This is a genomic window from Natronoarchaeum mannanilyticum, from assembly GCF_039522665.1.
Classification (GTDB): Archaea; Halobacteriota; Halobacteria; order Halobacteriales; family Natronoarchaeaceae; genus Natronoarchaeum; species Natronoarchaeum mannanilyticum.
This window is the reverse complement of sequence record NZ_BAAADV010000007.1, coordinates 221,921-238,457: the sequence shown is the minus strand read 5'-3', so window position 1 is coordinate 238,457 and position 16,537 is coordinate 221,921. Positions and strand designations below refer to the sequence as shown.

Below are 16,537 nucleotides of genomic sequence, written 5' to 3'. Positions count from 1 at the left end.
ATATGTTCGGCGACGGAGCCGCGCGTACGGCTATGTACCGGTACGAAGCCGTTCGTTCCCGGGCGTCGTCCGGTTCGGACTGGGCGTCGCCGGAGCGACGTTCGTCTGCTGAGCGACTGTCGACAGATTCGATCTCGGTACCGACAGACCAACGAGAGCAAGAAGTTTAACGAGCGGCCGGCACAAGTCACAGGTATGACCGAACAGGGGGGCGGAACGCTGCCGGGCGTCGACGACGGCGCGCCCGACCAGATCGTCCTCCACGTCGACATGGACTGCTTCTACGCGGCCTGCGAGCGACTGCGCGAGCCCGAGCTGGAGGGCGAACCGCTCGTCGTCGGGATGGGGTACGAGCCCGACGACGACGTCGGCGCAGTCGCGACGGCGAGCTACGAGGCCCGCGAGTACGGCGTCGAGAGCGCCCAGGCCATCTCGACGGCGCTGGAGCGACTGCCGCGGCGGGCGGACGCCGACGACGAGGTCGCCACGGACGACCCCGCGGGCTACTACCGGCCGGTCGATCTGGACTACTACTCGGAGATTGCGAGCGAAGTCAAGGCGATCCTCCACGACTGCGCCGACGTGGTCCGCGAGGTCAGCATCGACGAGGCGTACCTCGACGTCACCGACCGCACCGGCTGGGAGGTCGTCGACGGGTTCGCTCGCCACGTGAAAAACCGAATCGAGCGCGAGGTCGGCGTCGTGGCGAGCGTCGGCGTCGCGCCGACGCTGAGCGCCGCGAAGGTCGCCAGCGACCGCGACAAGCCCGACGGCCTCGTCGTGATCGAGCCCGGCGAGGTCGCGGACTTCTTCGCGCCGCTCGACGTCGAGGAGGTTCACGGTGTTGGGCCCGTGACGGCTCGGACGCTTCGCGAACTGGGCATCGAGACGGCCGGCGACCTCGCCGACGCAGATCCCCACGAGCTGGAATCGCGGTTCGGCGAGCGGGGCCGGGAACTGTACGACCGCGCGCGCGGCGCCGACGACCGCGCGGTGACGCCGACGGGCGATCCCAAGAGCCTCTCGCGGGAGTCGGCGTTCGCCGAGGCCGTCGAGGAACCCGACCGCAAGCGCGACCAGCTCCGGGCGCTCGCGGAGGCGGTGGCCGACCGCGCCGAGCGCCAGGGCGCCCAGTACCGGACGATCGGCGTCAAGGCCGTGACGCCGCCGTACGACATCAACACGCGCGAGCGCTCGCTCCCGGGGCCCGTCGAGGACGCCGATCTCGTCGAGGACATCGCGCTGGATCTGTTCGAGGAGTTCGAGGACGAAGCAGTTCGAAAAGTCGGCGTCAGAGTGTCGAACCTCTCGTTCGCCGGCGGGGAGCAGTCCCGATTGACGGGTTGGGACGCGCCCGAAGGGGCCACCGACGGCGGGGCGGACGACGCGTCGACCGACGCCGACGTGACGGACGGCGAGGGCGTGTCGGACAACGTCGAAGCCGACGACGCCGGATCGAACGACGCCGAACGGGAGGCCGGCGACTCCGACGTCTCGGGCCAGGCGTCGCTCGCCGACTTTTGATCCTTCCTTGCAATTATATACTTGCGTTTCCTTTGCGTCGACAAACGGGTCTCTATGACGAACGATTTCTACGATCTGCTCGGCGTCGACGAGGATGCCTCGAAAGAGGAGATCCGTGACGCCTTCCGCGAGATGGTCCAGGAGTACCATCCGGACCGGAACGACGACCCCCGTGCGACCGCACAGTTCACCGCGATCAAGAAAGCCTACGACACGCTGAAAAACTCCTCCGAGCGCCAGTCCTACGACCGGCTCGGCCACTCGACGTACGTCGCCAAGCGCATGGACGGCATGCCCGATCCCAGCAGCTGGCCGTCCGAGGACGAGGACGACGACACTGGAACTTCGGGATCGAGTTCGACGAGTTCCGCTACCGGATCGAGCGCGAGTGGTCGTTCGAGCACGACGAGCGGTAGCTCGGGAACGACGAGCGGTAGCTCACGTACGACCGGCAGTAGCTCCGGCACAGGTGGTTCGAGCACGTCCAGCCACGGACCGGGTTCGAGCGGGAGCGGTCGTACCAGCGCGCGGAGCTCCACCGGGTCGACGTCGCGGTCGTCGTCGAGTTCGTCGACATCCGGGTCCTCGTCGAGTACGAGCGGTTCGTCGCGCTCGGGGAGCGGCTCGTCCCGCAGTTCGAGTTCCTCCTCGCGCTCGACGACGTCGGGATCGTCGAACTCGACGTCTGCGGGAACGGCATCGAACTCGGGATCGAACGCCGGTTCCGCGTCCGGGAGCGCCTCGGGGTCGACCGTCGGGGACGGCGGCACCGCACAGGCCGGCGCAGCCGAGGCGGCCGCGAACGCCGCGGGGAACGCGGCGTCGGGCGGCGGATCCGCGGCGACCGGGTCGGAGTCGGATGCCGGGTCGATCGCTGACAACGCGGTCGTACAGTGGTTCCAGCGCGCGCTGTTCGGCTGGCCGTCGATCTTCCTCTCGACCGCGCTGTACCTGTCCGGGGTCGCCTACTACGGGTACTCGAACCGGAGCGGGCTGGCGGCGCTCGCGGAATCCCTGCGGGCGGCCGGAGCGGATACGGCGGCGCTTCGCGCGGCCCTGGAGGGCGAGCGGTACGGCATCGCGCCGGCGACGGAGTACGTCTCGACGACGCCGCCGAGCGATCCCGGGTCGGCTGCGAGCTGGCTGTTCGCCGCCGGCATCGCGCTGCTGCCGGTCCTGTTTTTCCTCGTGATCCGCACGACTCGCAAGTATCCCGGCTGGAAGCCGACGTACCTGTACGTCGTCGGCGTCGCCGCGCCCGCGATCGGCGTCGGTGCGACCGTCGCGCAGGGTGGCATTCCGCTGGCGGCGGAGCTGCTGGCCTACGGCGTCCTGCCGGTACTGGCGATCGCGACGCTGATCGGACGGGGGTTCGTCTGGCCGCGGCTCAAGTCGATCGCTAATTGAGACGGGCTTCGCGGTCGCTCCGCGTTCTACTCGGCGTGTCGCTTCGCGTACGCGTACACGGAGAGCGCGACGAGGATCCAGACGAGCGCGCCGACCCGCACCGCAAAGGAGAGTCTGGCCCCCCAGGTGGGCAGCGAGACGGGGATCGACAGCGCGGCGACGACGGGTGCGCCGACGACGATCGTCGCGACGAACGTCGTCTGCATGACCCACCCGAAGTCGACGCCGTCGGGGTCGGTTCGCTCGACTGGTTCGGGCACGGACGGTGCTTACCCGCGAGATACCTTGAACCTTTACAGGAACGCTCGGAGCTCCGCGGCCGTCACAGCATCGGCTGGACCGCGATGTAGACGCCGACGCCCAGCACGGCGACGCCGACGGCGCGGACGACCCAGAGCAGCCGGTCGTCGAGCTCTCGATCGCCGCCGTACTCGCCGTGGCGTCCGGTGTCGGCGCCGTAGACCGCGAACTGCAGGCGGAGCACCGCGCCCGGCGCCACGACGGCGGCGAGTCCGATGCCGATCGCCAGCGCGGCGGCCAGCGCGTCGCGAACGTCGATCATGCGCGTCGGTTGTCGCGGCGCCGAAATAAAGCCCGCCGATCCGTGGTTCTATGTCGTCCGGGGCTCAACGTCCGGACATGCCTACGACGGTGCGGGACGTCCGCGCGAAGGCGGGCGAGGACCCGATCACGATGCTGACCGCTTACGACGCGCCGACGGCGTCGGTGATCGACGACGCGGGGATCGACGCGATTCTGGTCGGCGACAGCATGGGGAACGCGGTGTTGGGCCACGACTCGACGCTCCCGGTCACCGTCGACGAGATGGCCAGCCGCACCGCCGCGGTCGCCCGCGGGACCGAGAAGGCGCTGGTGATCGCCGACATGCCGTTCCTGAGCGTCGGGACGAGCCGCGAAGCGAGCGTCGAGAACGCCGGGCGAATGCTCAAAGAGGCCGACGCCGACGCGGTGAAGATCGAGAGCGGGCCCCACACCGTCGAGCTGACCGAGCACCTCGTCCGACTCGGCATCCCGGTGATGGCCCACCTCGGCTTGACGCCACAGCGCGTCAACGAACTGGGCGGATACACCCGCCAGGGAACCGACGAGGAGTCCGCAAAGGAAATCATCGATCTCGCGCACGCGCACGAAGACGCCGGCGCGTTCTCGCTCGTACTGGAGCACGTCCCCTCGAATCTGGCCGCCCGCGTCACCGAGGAACTGTCGATTCCGACGATCGGTATCGGCGCCGGTCCCGAAGTCGACGGACAGGTGCTCGTGTACAACGACGTCGTCGGCCTGAGCGAGCGCGCGCCGCCCTTTGCCGAGCAGTTCGGCGACGTTCGAGGCGAGATCGAGCGCGCGGTGGCGGGGTACAGGGACGCGGTCGAGAGCGGGGAGTACCCCGCCGAGGAACACAGCCACCACGCCGAGGAGTTAGAGGATCTGTACTGAGCGCGCAGGCGCGACGTACCAGCGTGAACTGTCTGGGGCGGGCGGCTATCCGAGATCCGCTGCCCGGAGATCGAACTGCGAGAGCTCCTCGGGGATCGGCGCCGCGACCGCCGGCGTGATGGTCTCGGTCGACGCGATCATGTCGGCCGTGTGGACCAGATCGGCGAGCGGCGACGCCGGCGCCGGTCCGTCGTACCACGGCCCCATGTGGCTCTTGATCGCGTCGCCGACGCGGTCGGGGAGATCCGATTCGTACGCGACGTCGGCCATTCGAAGTTCGTGGTCCTGCGTCGCCGAGTGCTGGGGGTTCTCGGCCGAGCCGTTCTTGCGCTGGTCGTGGAGAATCGCAGCGGCGTGCGCGAGATCGACGTCCGCCGCCTCGAGTTTGCCCTGCCCGACGTACGAATCGGCGAGGCGGTCGATCACGGTCGACAGCATGAGCGTGTGGACCCACAGCCCGCGCTCTTCGCGACAGATCGGATGGTGGTAGTCGGATACGGAGGCCGGGACGCGCCAGAAGTAGTCGGGGGCGTCGGCGGTGAGCCGCGCAGTTTCCTCCCGAATCGTTCGGTCGTCGATCAGCGACAGCGTGGGAACGCGCCGCCGGACGTCGTCGAGATCGAGTCGAGCGGTCGACATGCGTCGACTGTCAGTTCGCGCGAACAAGAGCGTTCGGAAAGAGCAAGTACTCGAAAAGTAGGGATCGGTCCCCGGACGCTACTCGATCGTCCCGTTCTCTTCCACCCCTTCGACGAACCGCCGTAGCACGCGGTTGAACGCCTCGGGTCGTTCGAGCATCGACAGGTGAGCGGCGTCCTCGATCACGGCGTAGGCGGCGTCGGGAAGGTTCTCGGCGAGGTACTCGTGGAACCACGGCGGCGTCAGCTGGTCGTTCGCTCCGCAGACCGCCAGAGCGGGCGCGTCGACGCGGTGGAGTTCGTCGCGAACGTCGAACTCGTGGACCGTCCGGAAGTCCCGGCGCACGACGTCCTGCCCGGTTTCGCGAAACATCGCGCTCGACGCCTCGAGAAGTTCTTCGGCCGGGTCGTGAAACAGTCTGTCAGGGCCGTGGAGGAACTCGATCGCGCGCTCGAAGTCGTCGTCGAGCCAGTCGAGCAGATCATCCAGCACCGAGAGTCTTGCGCCGGTGCCCGCAAGCGCGAGCGCACTCGGTTCGTAGTCGCGTTCGAGCGCGACGTGGAGCAGGACGGCGCCGCCCAGCGAGTTGCCGACCAGCGCGTCGGCGTCGACCTCGCGGGCGACCGCGATCACGTCGTCGGCGTACATCGACAGCGTCGAATAGCCGGGATCGGCGTCGACGTCGTCGGAGTCGCCGTGGCCGCTCAGATCCATCGCGACGACGGGATACTCGTCGGCAAGTCGGGCCTGGCTCTTCCAGACCGCGCTCGACCCGCCGCTCCCGTGGACGAACAGCAGCGTCGGGCCCTCGGCGTCCCGGTCGAACCGACGGTACGCCGTCGACCGACCGTGCTGGGTGACCTCGTTCATAAAGATACGTTGTATCGTAGCGGACATAAACCCCCGCGATGCGCGATACGCGGGACGCTCCGTCGGCGACGGGCCGTCGGTCTGTCGGTGTGAACCGCATTTCATCCGATAGTCGCAAAACCCCCGTTATAGCCCGGTATTCTACGAAAGGTTTATATAGTAAGCTGACTAACTTGTGGTTAGGAATGAACGTAGAACAGTTCTCGGAGCGCGAGGGGCAACACGCCCGACGCTTCGAATACGACGACGGAACGGAGATCGTCGCCGACCTCGGCGTCGGCGTCGACGGCACCGTCGACGTCCTCGACGACGCGGTGATCGTGATCACCGAGGACGGCGAACAGCTCGAACTTGACATCCCCGAGACGGGCGCGCAAGCGTTTATCAAAAACGGCGTGCTCACCATCGAACTGGAGGACGAGGCATGAGACTCACTGTAAAACCACTCAAACAGAAAGACGCCGGTCGCGGACTCGCCGCGATCGACCGAGGGTCGATGCGAGAGCTCGACCTCGAGAACGGCGACTACATCGTCATCGAGGGCGACAACGACAGCCGCGCGGTCGCGCGCGTCTGGCCGGGCTACCCCGAGGACGAGGGGCAGGGCGTCATCCGCATCGACGGCCGGCTCCGACAGGAGGCCAGCGTCGGCATCGACGACCGCGTCGAGGTCGAGAAGGCCGACGTCCAGCCCGCGACCAGCGTGACGGTCGCGCTCCCCCAGAACCTGCGCATCCGGGGCAACATCGGCCCGCTGGTGCGCGACAAGCTCAGCGGCCAGGCGGTCACCGAGGGCCAGACGGTCCCGTTCCCGCTGTCCTTCGGCCCGATGTCCGGTAACGGCCGGTCGGTGCCGCTGAAGATCGCCAGCAGCGAGCCCGGCGGAACGGTCGTCATCACGGACTCGACGGACATCCAGATCAGCGAGACGCCCGCCGAGCAGATCAGCGCCGAGGGGCCCACCAGCGAGGGCACCCCGAGCGTCACCTACGAGGACATCGGCGGCCTCGACAGCGAGCTCGAACAGGTTCGCGAGATGATCGAGCTGCCGATGCGTCACCCCGAGCTGTTCCAGCAGCTCGGCATCGAGCCGCCGAAGGGCGTCCTGCTCCACGGCCCGCCGGGGACCGGCAAGACGCTGATGGCCAAGGCCGTCGCCAACGAGGTCGACGCCTACTTCGAGACGATCTCCGGGCCGGAGATCATGTCGAAGTACTACGGCGAGAGCGAAGAGCAGCTCCGCGAAGTGTTCGAGGAGGCCGAGGAGAACGCCCCCGCGATCATCTTCATCGACGAGATCGACTCGATCGCGCCCAAGCGCGAGGAGGCCGGCGGCGACGTCGAACGCCGCGTGGTCGCCCAGCTGCTCAGCCTGATGGACGGGCTCGAAGAGCGCGGCGAGGTCACCGTCATCGCCGCGACGAACCGCGTCGACGCGATCGACCCGGCGCTGCGCCGCGGCGGCCGCTTCGATCGCGAGATCGAGATCTCGGTGCCCGACAAGGAGGGGCGCCAGGAGATCCTGCAGGTCCACACCCGCGGGATGCCCCTGGCCGACGGCATCGATCTGGAGGCGTACGCCGAGAACACCCACGGGTTCGTCGGCGCCGACCTGGCGTCGCTGACCAAGGAGGGCGCCATGAACGCCCTGCGCCGGGTGCGCCCGGAGATCGACCTCGAAGCCGACGAGATCGACGCCGAGCTGCTCGAGTCGCTGCAGGTCACCGACGACGACCTCCGCGAGGCGATGAAGGGCATCGAGCCCTCCGCCCTGCGCGAGGTGTTCGTCGAGGTGCCCGACGTCACCTGGAACAGCGTCGGCGGCCTCGAGGACACCAAAGAGCGCCTGCGCGAGACGATCCAGTGGCCCCTCGAGTACCCCGAGGTGTTCGAGACCATGGACATGGAGGCCGCGAAGGGTGTCCTGCTGTACGGCCCGCCGGGGACCGGCAAGACGCTGATGGCGAAAGCCGTCGCCAACGAGGCCGAGTCCAACTTCATCTCGATCAAGGGCCCCGAGCTGCTCTCGAAGTGGGTCGGCGAGTCCGAGAAGGGCATCCGCGAGGTGTTCAGCAAGGCCCGGGAGAACGCCCCGACCGTGGTGTTCTTCGACGAGATCGACTCGATCGCCACCGAGCGCGGCTCGGGCGGCGGCGACTCGAACGTCGGCGAACGGGTCGTCTCCCAGCTGCTGACCGAGCTCGACGGGCTCGAACAGCTGGAGGACGTCGTCGTGATCGCCACGACAAACCGGCCGGACCTGATCGACGACGCCCTGCTGCGTCCCGGTCGGCTCGACCGCCACGTCCACGTGCCGGTGCCCGACGAGGACGCCCGCGAGGCGATCTTCGAGGTCCACACGCGCAACAAGCCCCTGGCCGACGACGTCGACCTCGAGTGGCTCGCGAGCCGCACCGAGGGGTACGTCGGCGCCGACATCGAGGCGATCACGCGCGAGGCCTCGATGGCGGCCTCCCGGGAGTTCATCAACTCGGTGAGCCCCGAGGAGATCGACGAGAGCGTCGGAAACGTGCGGATCAACCGCGAGCACTTCGAGCAGGCGCTCGACGAGGTCGGTCCGAGCGTCACCGACGAGGTCCGCGAGCGCTACGAGGAGCTCGAGGAGAAACTCGACCGGAGCGAGCCCGACACCGCCGAGGGGGACGTCACCAGGACGTTCCAGTAAGCGCTCGACTGCACTCGGCACCGCTCCGCTGACGCACCCACTCCGTTTTTCGCCGCGGCATCTCGACGCCGAGCGGTAGTTTTCTTTGCCCCATCGATTTGCCAGCGCTACCGCCGCGCGACCGGGATTTTTTGCTCCCGACGCCGAAGGTTGGCCTATGTACTCGAAGGTCAGCGTCGACGAGATCGAGGCGCGGGAGGTCGAGGGGATCGAACCGACGCTCAGGGCGGTCGGCTACGAAACGCGACCCGACGAGATGCGCCCGAGCGTCTGGGAGTTCGAGGAAGGCGAGGAGAACAACCGCCACTACCACGAGCACCAGGAGGAACTGTACCTCGTGCTGGAGGGCCGCTTTCACGTCTCGGTCGGCGAGGAAGGGTTCGAGATCGAGACGGGCGACGTGCTGGTCGTCGAGCCGTCGGCCGAGCGTCAGCTGACGGCGCTGGAACCCGCGCGCCTGTTCGTCGTCGGCGCCCCGAACGAGGCCGACGACGCGGTGGTCGTCGAGTAGCGGTGCCGAAGGCGCATTTCTCCGATACGGATCGTGAAACTACTGTTCAGTAAAGGGCGTGTAGTGAGCAGTAGTTCTACAAAATCGATCATCTAAAGTAGACCGTTCATCGGGGATAGATTTTGAAATGTGGCGGTTTGTAACTGTAGCAACTACCTCTTCAATTCGCCATCTTCATCCCAGGAGCAAGGTCGAGTATCGTAATCACCGACCCAAGGCCCCTGTACGTATTCCTCGTGAATATCGTATCTTGGCTCTCGTTTTACTTTCTGGCTTGCTGCTGTCCATCCTATGTTTTCGGACAGGGTTTCTGTCTCGAGGGTGCCTTCGTAGCTACCGTACGGATATCCTTTCTCAGAGGCAATTTTCACATCGTTTCCTTCCTCAATTTCAACTGTCTCAGAAAGGAAGTCGTCGCCCTCATATGTTAGAGATAGATCAACTACGATATCGTCACCGATCCCATTTTCCAGGGTTAGAGGACCTGTCTCCGGCGTTGTTTTGTGGGCCGTTAAATACGATGTATCACCCTCTTTCTCAACCACTGGATCATAATACTGGTCATCATATCGCAGATACTGCTCATCTGCGTTCATTATCTCTTCAAGCACGAGTTTTCCCTCGGTTTCGTATCTTTCCCCTTCGATTGCGGCCATCGCTTCTTCCTCAGCTTCTTCTGGAAGTTCGTGGCTTCCATCAATTTCTATAATATACCAGCTGCACCGCTCATATGAACTCTTTTCATCATCTTTAACATCTGAGGCGGTATTTCCCAAGCAACCAGCAAGGGCAATACTGGAGGGCCCAATTATACTGAGAAGGGATCGTCGATTCATAAGAATTCCTCTCGTCCTCCTTGATAAATGCTTTCGGGTGTACGACATATTCGTCTGACGAGCGTCGTCCTCCCGAGGGGTCAATCTTTCAGCAAAGACGTTCGATACGCACATGCAGTTACCGAGCCACCCGATTCAGTCCCTTTCTGAACACCGCCGCGACCGTCAGAACTGATACCGGCGCTCGTCTTTCTGCTCTGCCTGCGGGAACTGCGCGCCGCCGGTCATCTCGTCGTAGGTCATCCCCGAAAGATATTCGTCATACGTCACGTCGTACGCGCTCCGGAGGTGGAAATCCAGCTTCCCGGACTCGACGGTGCTCTGGAACAGCATGCTGACCGCCTCTTCGAGCATGTCCTCGGGATCGTCCTCGTCGAGCGCGGTCAGCAGCATCGTCAGCTCGCGGCGCGTCCCCTCGTCCAGATCGACGTCGAGGTCGTCAAGGGATTCGTACGTCTCCTCGATGTCCTCGGTCAGATCGTCGAGTGTCATACCTCCAGTTGGGGCGAGCGGGCTGAAACGGCTTTCGGCTGCGCGATCGCTCACTCGTCGGGATCGGGCGTCGTCGGAACGTCGTCGCCGGGTGTGGGCGGCGCGTCGGCGTCGCCAGACGCCGGAGTGGCGTTCGACGCCGCCGGTTCGGTCGACGGCTCGGAACGGCGTCCCGGCGGAGCCTCGACCAGCGGGAGTTCGATGACGAACAGCGCACCTCCAGACTCGCTCTCCGCCACCGAAATCTCGCCGCCGTACTGGTCGATCAGCGTGTCGACGAGATACAGCCCGACGCCGGTCCCGGTGCTGTCCATCCCCTTCTCGCCGCGGCCGAAGATCTCCTTGCGCCGCGATTCCGGAATCCCCGGTCCGTCGTCGGCGACCTCGATGCGCAGCGTCGCGTCGTCGCGCTCGACCGAGACGCGGACGCGACAGGGCGGATCGTCGTGGTGCTGGACGGCGTTGTTGAACAGGTTCGTGAACACCGACGAGAGCATCTCGTTGGCCTCGACGTAGCAGCCGTCGGGAAGCTCGCCCTCGATCGAAAACTCGGCGTCGTCGAAGCGCTGGCGCGCCTGCTCCAGTTGCGTCCGGAACACGCCGACCGCGTCGACCGGTTCGACCTCGATCGACTCGTCGCCGGTGATCGCGGCCATCAGGGCGCCGACGTTCTCGGTCAGCTCGACGACGTGCTGGCTGCTCTCGTTCATCGCGTCGAGATGTTCCTTTCCGGCGTCGTCGACGTGCTCCGCGAGGAGATCTGCCCGTCCCCGGATGATCGTCATGTCGTTTCTGATGTCGTGGCGGACGATGCGATTCAGAATCGACAGCTCCTCCTCGCGGCGCTTGAGTTCGGTTATATCGCGGAAGACGAGCAGTCGACCGCTCCGCGCGCCGGCGTTGTCGTACAGCGGCGTGCTCTGGAAGTCGAACTGGCGCTCCTGCCCGTCGACGTCGATCCCGATCTCAGCGCGAAGTCGTTCGTCGACGACGGTGACGATCGATTCGTCGAACACCGCCGAGACCGACTTGCGGACCGGGTTCGGATCGTCGACGAGCCGCCGTCCCGCGGCGTTGACGTCGACGATCCGGTTCGTCCGGTCGACGACGAGCACCGGATCGCGCATGATCTCGACGACCTTGTCCCGGGCCACGGGGACGATGTCGAGCAGCTCGAAGCGAGCGACGGCGAACAGGAACACGACGACTTTCACCGTGCTCGTAAGGGGCAACGGGTCGACGGGAACCAGACCGAGCCACCAGACGATCTCGCCGGCGACGACGAGGAGGATGCTGCCGACCAGCAACGACGCCTGCGTGACGTAGGCTCGCTGGGCCAGCGAGAGCTTCAACAGCAGCGCGACGCCGACGGCGAGGTAGCCGACCGCGACCGCGGCGAACAGCCAGTACAGCGGCCCGAACTGGGGGACCAGCAGGTTCGTGGCGGCGTCGTACTCGTAGCCGTAAAACAGACCGTGAACGTCGTTCGTCCAGACGAACAGCTGCGAGACGGCCGGCACGGCCGCGATCGCCGCGCCGGTGCGGTAGGTGAGCCAGTCCTCGTGGTCGGTGTACTCGATCGCGGTGATCATGTACCCCGCGGCCATGAACGACATCGGGACGAACCGCCAGTTCCACCAGAACAGCTTGGCGCCGAGGTCCGTCGAGACGAGCTGGAGGATGTACACGATCGACAGGACGAGGAGTCCGACGACGTCGAACAGAAACCCCATCGCCCCGCGGCGATCGCGGTAGCCCCACAGCCTCGCGATCAGCGCGAGGCTGATCGCCAGCGCGAGCGCGTACGGGACGACGTAGTGGGTGTACTCGAGTGCCATTGGTGGGATCCGCGTCACGACCGGTGACGATCCGCATCACGACCGACTGACCGTCGGAGTCCTCGATCCGAGCGGAAGTTGCGTGATACTGACTATCAAGTTGCGCTCCGGCTGTAAAAAGTTACATCCCGAGCGTTCATCAGGGAGCCGACTGGTTCGACGACGCGAACCGCCAGATCCAATTACGGCAGGTCCCTCGACGTTCCTGATGAGCGAGTCGCCGGGCACGGTCCCCGAGGATCCGAGCGCCGTCCAGCGGGCCCTCGTCGAGTGGTACGAGGCCGACCACCGGTCGTTCCCGTGGCGGGAGACGACCGATCCCTACGAGATCCTCGTCTCCGAGGTGATGAGCCAGCAGACCCAGCTCTCGCGCGTCGAGACGGCCTGGGCCGAGTTCCTCGATCGGTGGCCGACCGCGACGGAGCTGGCGGCCGCCGACCGCTCCGATGTCGTGGCGTTCTGGACCGACCACAGCCTCGGCTACAACAACCGCGCGAAATATCTCCACGAGGCCGCCGGGCAGGTCGTCGAGGAATTCGACGGCGAGTTTCCCGAGACGCCCGAGGGCCTGCAGGAGCTCCAGGGCGTCGGCCCCTACACCGCCAACGCCGTCGCGAGCTTCGCGTTCAACAACGGCGACGCCGTCGTCGACACGAACGTCAAGCGCGTGCTGTATCGGGCGTTCGACGTGCCCGACGACGACGCCGCGTTCGAGGACGCCGCCGCTCGACTCATGCCCGAGGGGGAGTCCCGCGTCTGGAACAACGCGATCATGGAGCTCGGCGGCGTCGCCTGCGAGAAGACGCCGTCCTGCGACGAGGCGGGTTGCCCCTGGCGCGAGTGGTGTCGCGCCTACGAGACGGGCGATTTCACCGCGCCGGACGTTCCGACCCAGCCGAGCTTCGAGGGGAGTCGGCGCCAGATGCGGGGGCGCGTGATTTCGACGCTCAAGGAGTACGACGAACTCGAGTTGGACGAACTCGGGCCGAGAGTTCGCGTCGACTACGCGCCGGAGGGCGAGTACGGCCGCGAGTGGCTCCGCGGCTTGCTCGCCGATCTCGCCGACGACGGGCTCGTCGACGTCGACGACGAGGGCGACACCGTTGCCCGGCTGCGGCGGTGACGCCGGAACTCGGTAGAGCGGAACGCCCCGCTGGCCGTTTACTGAGGCGTCAGCGCGGCCGTCTCGACGATCTCTCCGCGTACGTTTATCTTCCTGGACTGCCAAGTGACGTATCCATGGACGGATTACGGGGCGGTACCGATCGACGATGACCGGTGACGAGCGCGAACGCCGCAGTCGTCGTCGCCTGCTCCGAGCCCTCGGCGCGGGACTGACGGGGCTTGCCGCAACGAACGCGGCCGCGGCCCAGGAGGGGGACGCGGCGGTGCTGTTCACCGATCAGACGATCGACGGCGTCGCGATACGGATCGCGGCGGTGAGGACCGCTATCGACGTCACCTACACGGTCCGCTCCCTGGATACGGGTCGAACGCTCGCGGAGGGGACGTTCAACGCCGGTACCAGACGCCGGGGCGTCACCATCCGGCTCGACGAGCAGATCGAGCGCGACCAGACGCTGTCTATCTCGTTATCCCGCCCAGAGGACGGCTCGCCGCTCATCAGTGATACGGCTGAGGTGGCCGTGCTGGGAGATACGAGCGAGCAAACGGGAGCGAACGCCACAGCCGAGCGAACTCCGAACGAGATCGCGAACGACGAGACGACCGATGGCAACGCTACCGTCGACGAGGTCGTCGAGGTAGACGAACAGGACGCGGCTGATGCCGACGGGCAGGGCGCTCTCAGTGACGAGGAGAGCGACGTGAACGGGCGGGACGCCGACACCCCAGAGGCGGATGAAGAGGGGGAAAACGAAGATGCACCGGCCGATTCGAGGACGCCGGGCTTCGGCGTCGGCGCCGCTCTCGCAAGCGTCGGCGGGCTGGCATACGCTCTCGCCCGTCGCCCGGGAGACGACGTCGGCGACTGACTGGTGCGCGGCGGCGTGCTCTCCGATCCTGCGGCCGACGGGTTCGTGGAGACCGACCACGACAGCGGCGATTTCGTCGCCCGCTTGCGACAGTGGTGTGGACGGACAGCTGGATCCCGGTAATCGGCACTGGGGTTTTTGCCATCTTTCCCAAGTTCGTTTTAATCTCAAACCACGAATATTTATTGCGGTGGAATGTCACTTGAGCGATTGATGACGAGATTTGATGCGACCCAAGAGATCGACTATGACCGGTGATCTCTTCTGTACCCGTCGAAAGCTGCTCCGGACGACCGGAACGGTGTTCGCGGGGGGTACTGTGGGCGAAATCGCCGGTACGGGCGCAGCACGACGAGGGGGAGGGGCAGCAGTACGGGTAGTCGATCAGACCACCGACGGTCGAGAGCTAGAGATCGCGCAGGTCTATTCGCCGGAGGATACGATGTACACGATCCGGGACCTCGACCGCGACAGAGCGCTCGCGAGGGGCCAGTTCGATGCCGGTACCGATCGTCGGGACGTCACCGTCAAGCTCGCTCCGCCGATCACGCGAGATATCGAGGTTGCGGTCTCGCTGTACCCGCCCGAAGGCGGAAGCTCGCTCGCGAGGGACACGGCCGAGGTCTCCGTTTCGGGCGACACCGCGTTTCTGGACGGGATGTCGGTGACGCGCGTCGACGCCGAACCGGATGCCGGGTTCAACTATCCGTACTTTCTCTACGCCCCCACTGTCGTCGAAGGTGAATCCGGGGGCCCCGTGCTCGTCGAACCGAACAACACGGGAAGCGCCACTGACGACTTCGAGAAGCACGAAGAAGACGCCAGACTGGTCGCTAGCCGAGGACTCTCTCGGGATATCTCCGACCGGCTCGGAGTGCCGATGCTCGTCCCGGTGTTCCCCCGGCCGCGTTCGGATCCCGTTGACGGTGACCACTACGTCCACCAGCTCGATCGGGACACGATGCTGCTCGACGACGGACCGCTCGAACGCGTCGATCTCCAGTTGTTGCGGATGGTCGACCACGCCCGAGAGCGGCTCGCCGAGGAGTCGTTCCCCGTCGGCGAGGACATCATCCTCAACGGCTTCTCCGCGTCGGGGAACTTCGTCGACCGGTTTACCCTCCTTCATCCCGACCGCGTGCTGTCGGTGACCGCCGGCGGCCTGAACGGGATGGCGATGCTCCCGCTGGAGGAGGCGAAGGGACGCACGCTGAACTTCCACGTCGGCGTCGCCGACGTCGAGGAACTGACCGGCGAACCGTTCGATCCGGAGGCGCTCGACGAGGTCAACCAGTTCCTCTACATGGGAAGCGAGGACGCGAACGATACGATTCCCTACACCGACGCGTGGACCAGCGACGAACTGCGCGAAACCGCGCTGTCGGTGTACGGCGAGGAGATGATCGAGGACCGGTTCCCGTACTGCCAGACCGCTTACGAACGGGCGGGGATCGACGCTCAGTTCCGGGTGTACGACGGAGCCGGCCACACGCCGAGACCGGCGCTGGAGGATATCGTCGCGTTCCACAGGCTCAGCATCGACGGCGAGGACGTGAGCGACTTCGGCGAACGGCTCGGACTGCGCGCGTCCGTACGTCACATCCCGACGACCCCGGACGTCGGAGAGACCATCGAGTTCGACGCCACCGAATCCGAACCGCCGCGAGGCGAGATCCTCGCGTACACGTGGCAGTTCGAAGACGGCGAAACAGCCGCCGGGCCGGTCGTCGAGCACGCGTTCGACCAGCCGGGAGAGTACACGGTCACGCTCACCGTCGTCGACGACGCCGGACGAGCCGCCGAGGCCGAAACGGCTGTGCGAGTGCCGGTGCAGGTGACCGAATCGGACCCCGGTGACGACGGCGTTGCCGACGCCCCGGAGAACGAATCGGACGTCGGAGACGGGGTGGAGAACCGGACCGCGGAAGGGAGCAGGGAGGACCAGACCGCCGACGACAGCACACCAAACCAGACGGGCGACGATAGCACGCCAAACCAGACGGGCGACGGCAGTACGCCAAACCAGACCGCCGACGACAGCACGCCAAACCAGACCGACGACGATAGTACGGGTAATCGGACGACCGACCGCAACACGACTAGCGATGAAGATTCCGAGACGGACGACGCCGACGTTGGCGATTCGGAAACGCCCGGTTTCGGCATCGAGGCCGCAGTAGCGAGCGTCGGAGGACTGGCGTACGCCCTCGACCGACGTGTGAACGATGATGCCGAGGAGTGACCGGTGCGGTGACGCCGATTAAACGATCGACGAGCGACGTCGG

The 16,537-nt window shown here is 66.0% G+C and carries 16 protein-coding genes; 9 read left to right on the top strand and 7 right to left on the bottom strand.

Annotation, left to right across the window (positions count from 1 at the left end; translation table 11 throughout):
• Positions 1 to 195: 195 nt before the first annotated feature.
• Entirely contained in the window at positions 196 to 1,524 is a 1,329-nt protein-coding gene (gene dinB / locus ABDZ81_RS14315) for a DNA polymerase IV (protein WP_343774688.1), read from the top strand.
• Between the two features lie 54 nt (positions 1,525 to 1,578).
• Entirely contained in the window at positions 1,579 to 2,931 is a 1,353-nt protein-coding gene (locus ABDZ81_RS14310) for a DnaJ domain-containing protein (RefSeq protein ID WP_343774687.1), read from the top strand.
• Between the two features lie 26 nt (positions 2,932 to 2,957).
• Here ABDZ81_RS14310 and ABDZ81_RS14305 read toward each other — a convergent pair whose 3' ends face one another.
• Complete coding sequence (locus tag ABDZ81_RS14305) at positions 2,958 to 3,191, bottom strand: DUF5822 domain-containing protein (RefSeq protein ID WP_343774686.1); 234 nt, start codon at positions 3,189 to 3,191, stop codon at positions 2,958 to 2,960.
• A gap of 62 nt (positions 3,192 to 3,253) precedes the next feature.
• The gene (locus ABDZ81_RS14300; protein WP_343774685.1) at positions 3,254 to 3,493 is read right to left on the bottom strand and encodes a DUF6199 family natural product biosynthesis protein; all 240 of its coding nucleotides are present in this window, start codon (positions 3,491 to 3,493) and stop codon (positions 3,254 to 3,256) included.
• Positions 3,494 to 3,570: 77 nt separating this feature from the next.
• Between ABDZ81_RS14300 and panB the strand changes: the two genes are divergently transcribed.
• A complete protein-coding gene (gene panB / locus ABDZ81_RS14295) occupies positions 3,571 to 4,386 on the top strand; it encodes a 3-methyl-2-oxobutanoate hydroxymethyltransferase (protein WP_343774684.1) in 816 nt (271 codons plus the stop codon).
• A gap of 45 nt (positions 4,387 to 4,431) precedes the next feature.
• On the opposite strand, the gene ABDZ81_RS14290 is transcribed toward panB, so the two are convergent.
• Positions 4,432 to 5,025: an HDIG domain-containing metalloprotein gene (locus ABDZ81_RS14290; protein ID WP_343774683.1), complete on the bottom strand. Its 594-nt coding sequence runs from the start codon at positions 5,023 to 5,025 to the stop codon at positions 4,432 to 4,434.
• A gap of 78 nt (positions 5,026 to 5,103) precedes the next feature.
• Positions 5,104 to 5,895 (bottom strand): alpha/beta fold hydrolase, encoded by a 792-nt coding sequence (locus ABDZ81_RS14285; RefSeq protein WP_343774682.1) that lies wholly within the window; start codon positions 5,893 to 5,895, stop codon positions 5,104 to 5,106.
• A gap of 185 nt (positions 5,896 to 6,080) precedes the next feature.
• On the opposite strand from ABDZ81_RS14285, the gene ABDZ81_RS14280 reads away from it, so the two are divergent.
• The 3 genes from ABDZ81_RS14280 to ABDZ81_RS14270 all read left to right on the top strand — a co-directional run bounded on the left by ABDZ81_RS14280 (position 6,081) and on the right by ABDZ81_RS14270 (position 9,092).
• A complete protein-coding gene (locus ABDZ81_RS14280) occupies positions 6,081 to 6,323 on the top strand; it encodes a DUF7127 family protein (protein ID WP_343774681.1) in 243 nt (80 codons plus the stop codon).
• The gene (locus ABDZ81_RS14275) at positions 6,320 to 8,581 is read left to right on the top strand and encodes a CDC48 family AAA ATPase (protein WP_343774680.1); all 2,262 of its coding nucleotides are present in this window, start codon (positions 6,320 to 6,322) and stop codon (positions 8,579 to 8,581) included. Before ABDZ81_RS14280 ends, ABDZ81_RS14275 begins: the two co-directional genes overlap by 4 nt.
• Before the next feature lie 157 nt (positions 8,582 to 8,738).
• Positions 8,739 to 9,092, top strand: coding sequence for a cupin domain-containing protein (locus ABDZ81_RS14270; protein ID WP_343774679.1), 354 nt, complete (start codon positions 8,739 to 8,741; stop codon positions 9,090 to 9,092).
• A gap of 152 nt (positions 9,093 to 9,244) precedes the next feature.
• On the opposite strand, the gene ABDZ81_RS14265 is transcribed toward ABDZ81_RS14270, so the two are convergent.
• The 3 genes from ABDZ81_RS14265 to ABDZ81_RS14255 form a co-directional block, all read right to left on the bottom strand.
• Complete coding sequence (locus tag ABDZ81_RS14265; RefSeq protein ID WP_343774678.1) at positions 9,245 to 9,928, bottom strand: hypothetical protein; 684 nt, start codon at positions 9,926 to 9,928, stop codon at positions 9,245 to 9,247.
• A gap of 165 nt (positions 9,929 to 10,093) precedes the next feature.
• Positions 10,094 to 10,420, bottom strand: a complete 327-nt coding sequence (locus ABDZ81_RS14260; protein ID WP_343774677.1) for a ribbon-helix-helix protein — start codon at positions 10,418 to 10,420, stop codon at positions 10,094 to 10,096.
• 50 nt (positions 10,421 to 10,470) lie between these two features.
• Entirely contained in the window at positions 10,471 to 12,258 is a 1,788-nt protein-coding gene (locus ABDZ81_RS14255; RefSeq protein ID WP_343774676.1) for a histidine kinase N-terminal 7TM domain-containing protein, read from the bottom strand.
• A gap of 208 nt (positions 12,259 to 12,466) precedes the next feature.
• Here ABDZ81_RS14255 and ABDZ81_RS14250 point away from each other — a divergent pair, with 208 nt between their 5' ends.
• The 3 genes from ABDZ81_RS14250 to ABDZ81_RS14240 all read left to right on the top strand — a co-directional run bounded on the left by ABDZ81_RS14250 (position 12,467) and on the right by ABDZ81_RS14240 (position 16,494).
• Positions 12,467 to 13,381 (top strand): HhH-GPD family protein, encoded by a 915-nt coding sequence (locus tag ABDZ81_RS14250; RefSeq protein WP_343774674.1) that lies wholly within the window; start codon positions 12,467 to 12,469, stop codon positions 13,379 to 13,381.
• A gap of 148 nt (positions 13,382 to 13,529) precedes the next feature.
• A complete protein-coding gene (locus ABDZ81_RS14245; RefSeq protein WP_343774673.1) occupies positions 13,530 to 14,252 on the top strand; it encodes a hypothetical protein in 723 nt (240 codons plus the stop codon).
• A gap of 442 nt (positions 14,253 to 14,694) precedes the next feature.
• Positions 14,695 to 16,494, top strand: coding sequence for a PKD domain-containing protein (locus ABDZ81_RS14240; protein WP_343774672.1), 1,800 nt, complete (start codon positions 14,695 to 14,697; stop codon positions 16,492 to 16,494).
• The last annotated feature ends 43 nt before the right edge of the window (positions 16,495 to 16,537 follow it).

Bases quoted from the DNA above. Each gene is read 5' to 3' on its own strand.
- dinB (WP_343774688.1), top strand. From the start codon at position 196: ATGACCGAACAGGGGGGCGGAACGCTGCCGGGCGTCGACGACGGCGCG.
- ABDZ81_RS14310 (WP_343774687.1), top strand. From the start codon at position 1,579: ATGACGAACGATTTCTACGATCTGCTCGGCGTCGACGAGGATGCCTCG.
- ABDZ81_RS14300 (WP_343774685.1), bottom strand. From the start codon at position 3,493: ATGATCGACGTTCGCGACGCGCTGGCCGCCGCGCTGGCGATCGGCATC.
- panB (WP_343774684.1), top strand. From the start codon at position 3,571: ATGCCTACGACGGTGCGGGACGTCCGCGCGAAGGCGGGCGAGGACCCG.
- ABDZ81_RS14290 (WP_343774683.1), bottom strand. From the start codon at position 5,025: ATGTCGACCGCTCGACTCGATCTCGACGACGTCCGGCGGCGCGTTCCC.
- ABDZ81_RS14285 (WP_343774682.1), bottom strand. From the start codon at position 5,895: ATGAACGAGGTCACCCAGCACGGTCGGTCGACGGCGTACCGTCGGTTC.
- ABDZ81_RS14280 (WP_343774681.1), top strand. From the start codon at position 6,081: ATGAACGTAGAACAGTTCTCGGAGCGCGAGGGGCAACACGCCCGACGC.
- ABDZ81_RS14275 (WP_343774680.1), top strand. From the start codon at position 6,320: ATGAGACTCACTGTAAAACCACTCAAACAGAAAGACGCCGGTCGCGGA.
- ABDZ81_RS14270 (WP_343774679.1), top strand. From the start codon at position 8,739: ATGTACTCGAAGGTCAGCGTCGACGAGATCGAGGCGCGGGAGGTCGAG.
- ABDZ81_RS14265 (WP_343774678.1), bottom strand. From the start codon at position 9,928: ATGAATCGACGATCCCTTCTCAGTATAATTGGGCCCTCCAGTATTGCC.
- ABDZ81_RS14260 (WP_343774677.1), bottom strand. From the start codon at position 10,420: ATGACACTCGACGATCTGACCGAGGACATCGAGGAGACGTACGAATCC.
- ABDZ81_RS14255 (WP_343774676.1), bottom strand. From the start codon at position 12,258: ATGGCACTCGAGTACACCCACTACGTCGTCCCGTACGCGCTCGCGCTG.
- ABDZ81_RS14250 (WP_343774674.1), top strand. From the start codon at position 12,467: ATGAGCGAGTCGCCGGGCACGGTCCCCGAGGATCCGAGCGCCGTCCAG.
- ABDZ81_RS14245 (WP_343774673.1), top strand. From the start codon at position 13,530: ATGACCGGTGACGAGCGCGAACGCCGCAGTCGTCGTCGCCTGCTCCGA.
- ABDZ81_RS14240 (WP_343774672.1), top strand. From the start codon at position 14,695: ATGTACACGATCCGGGACCTCGACCGCGACAGAGCGCTCGCGAGGGGC.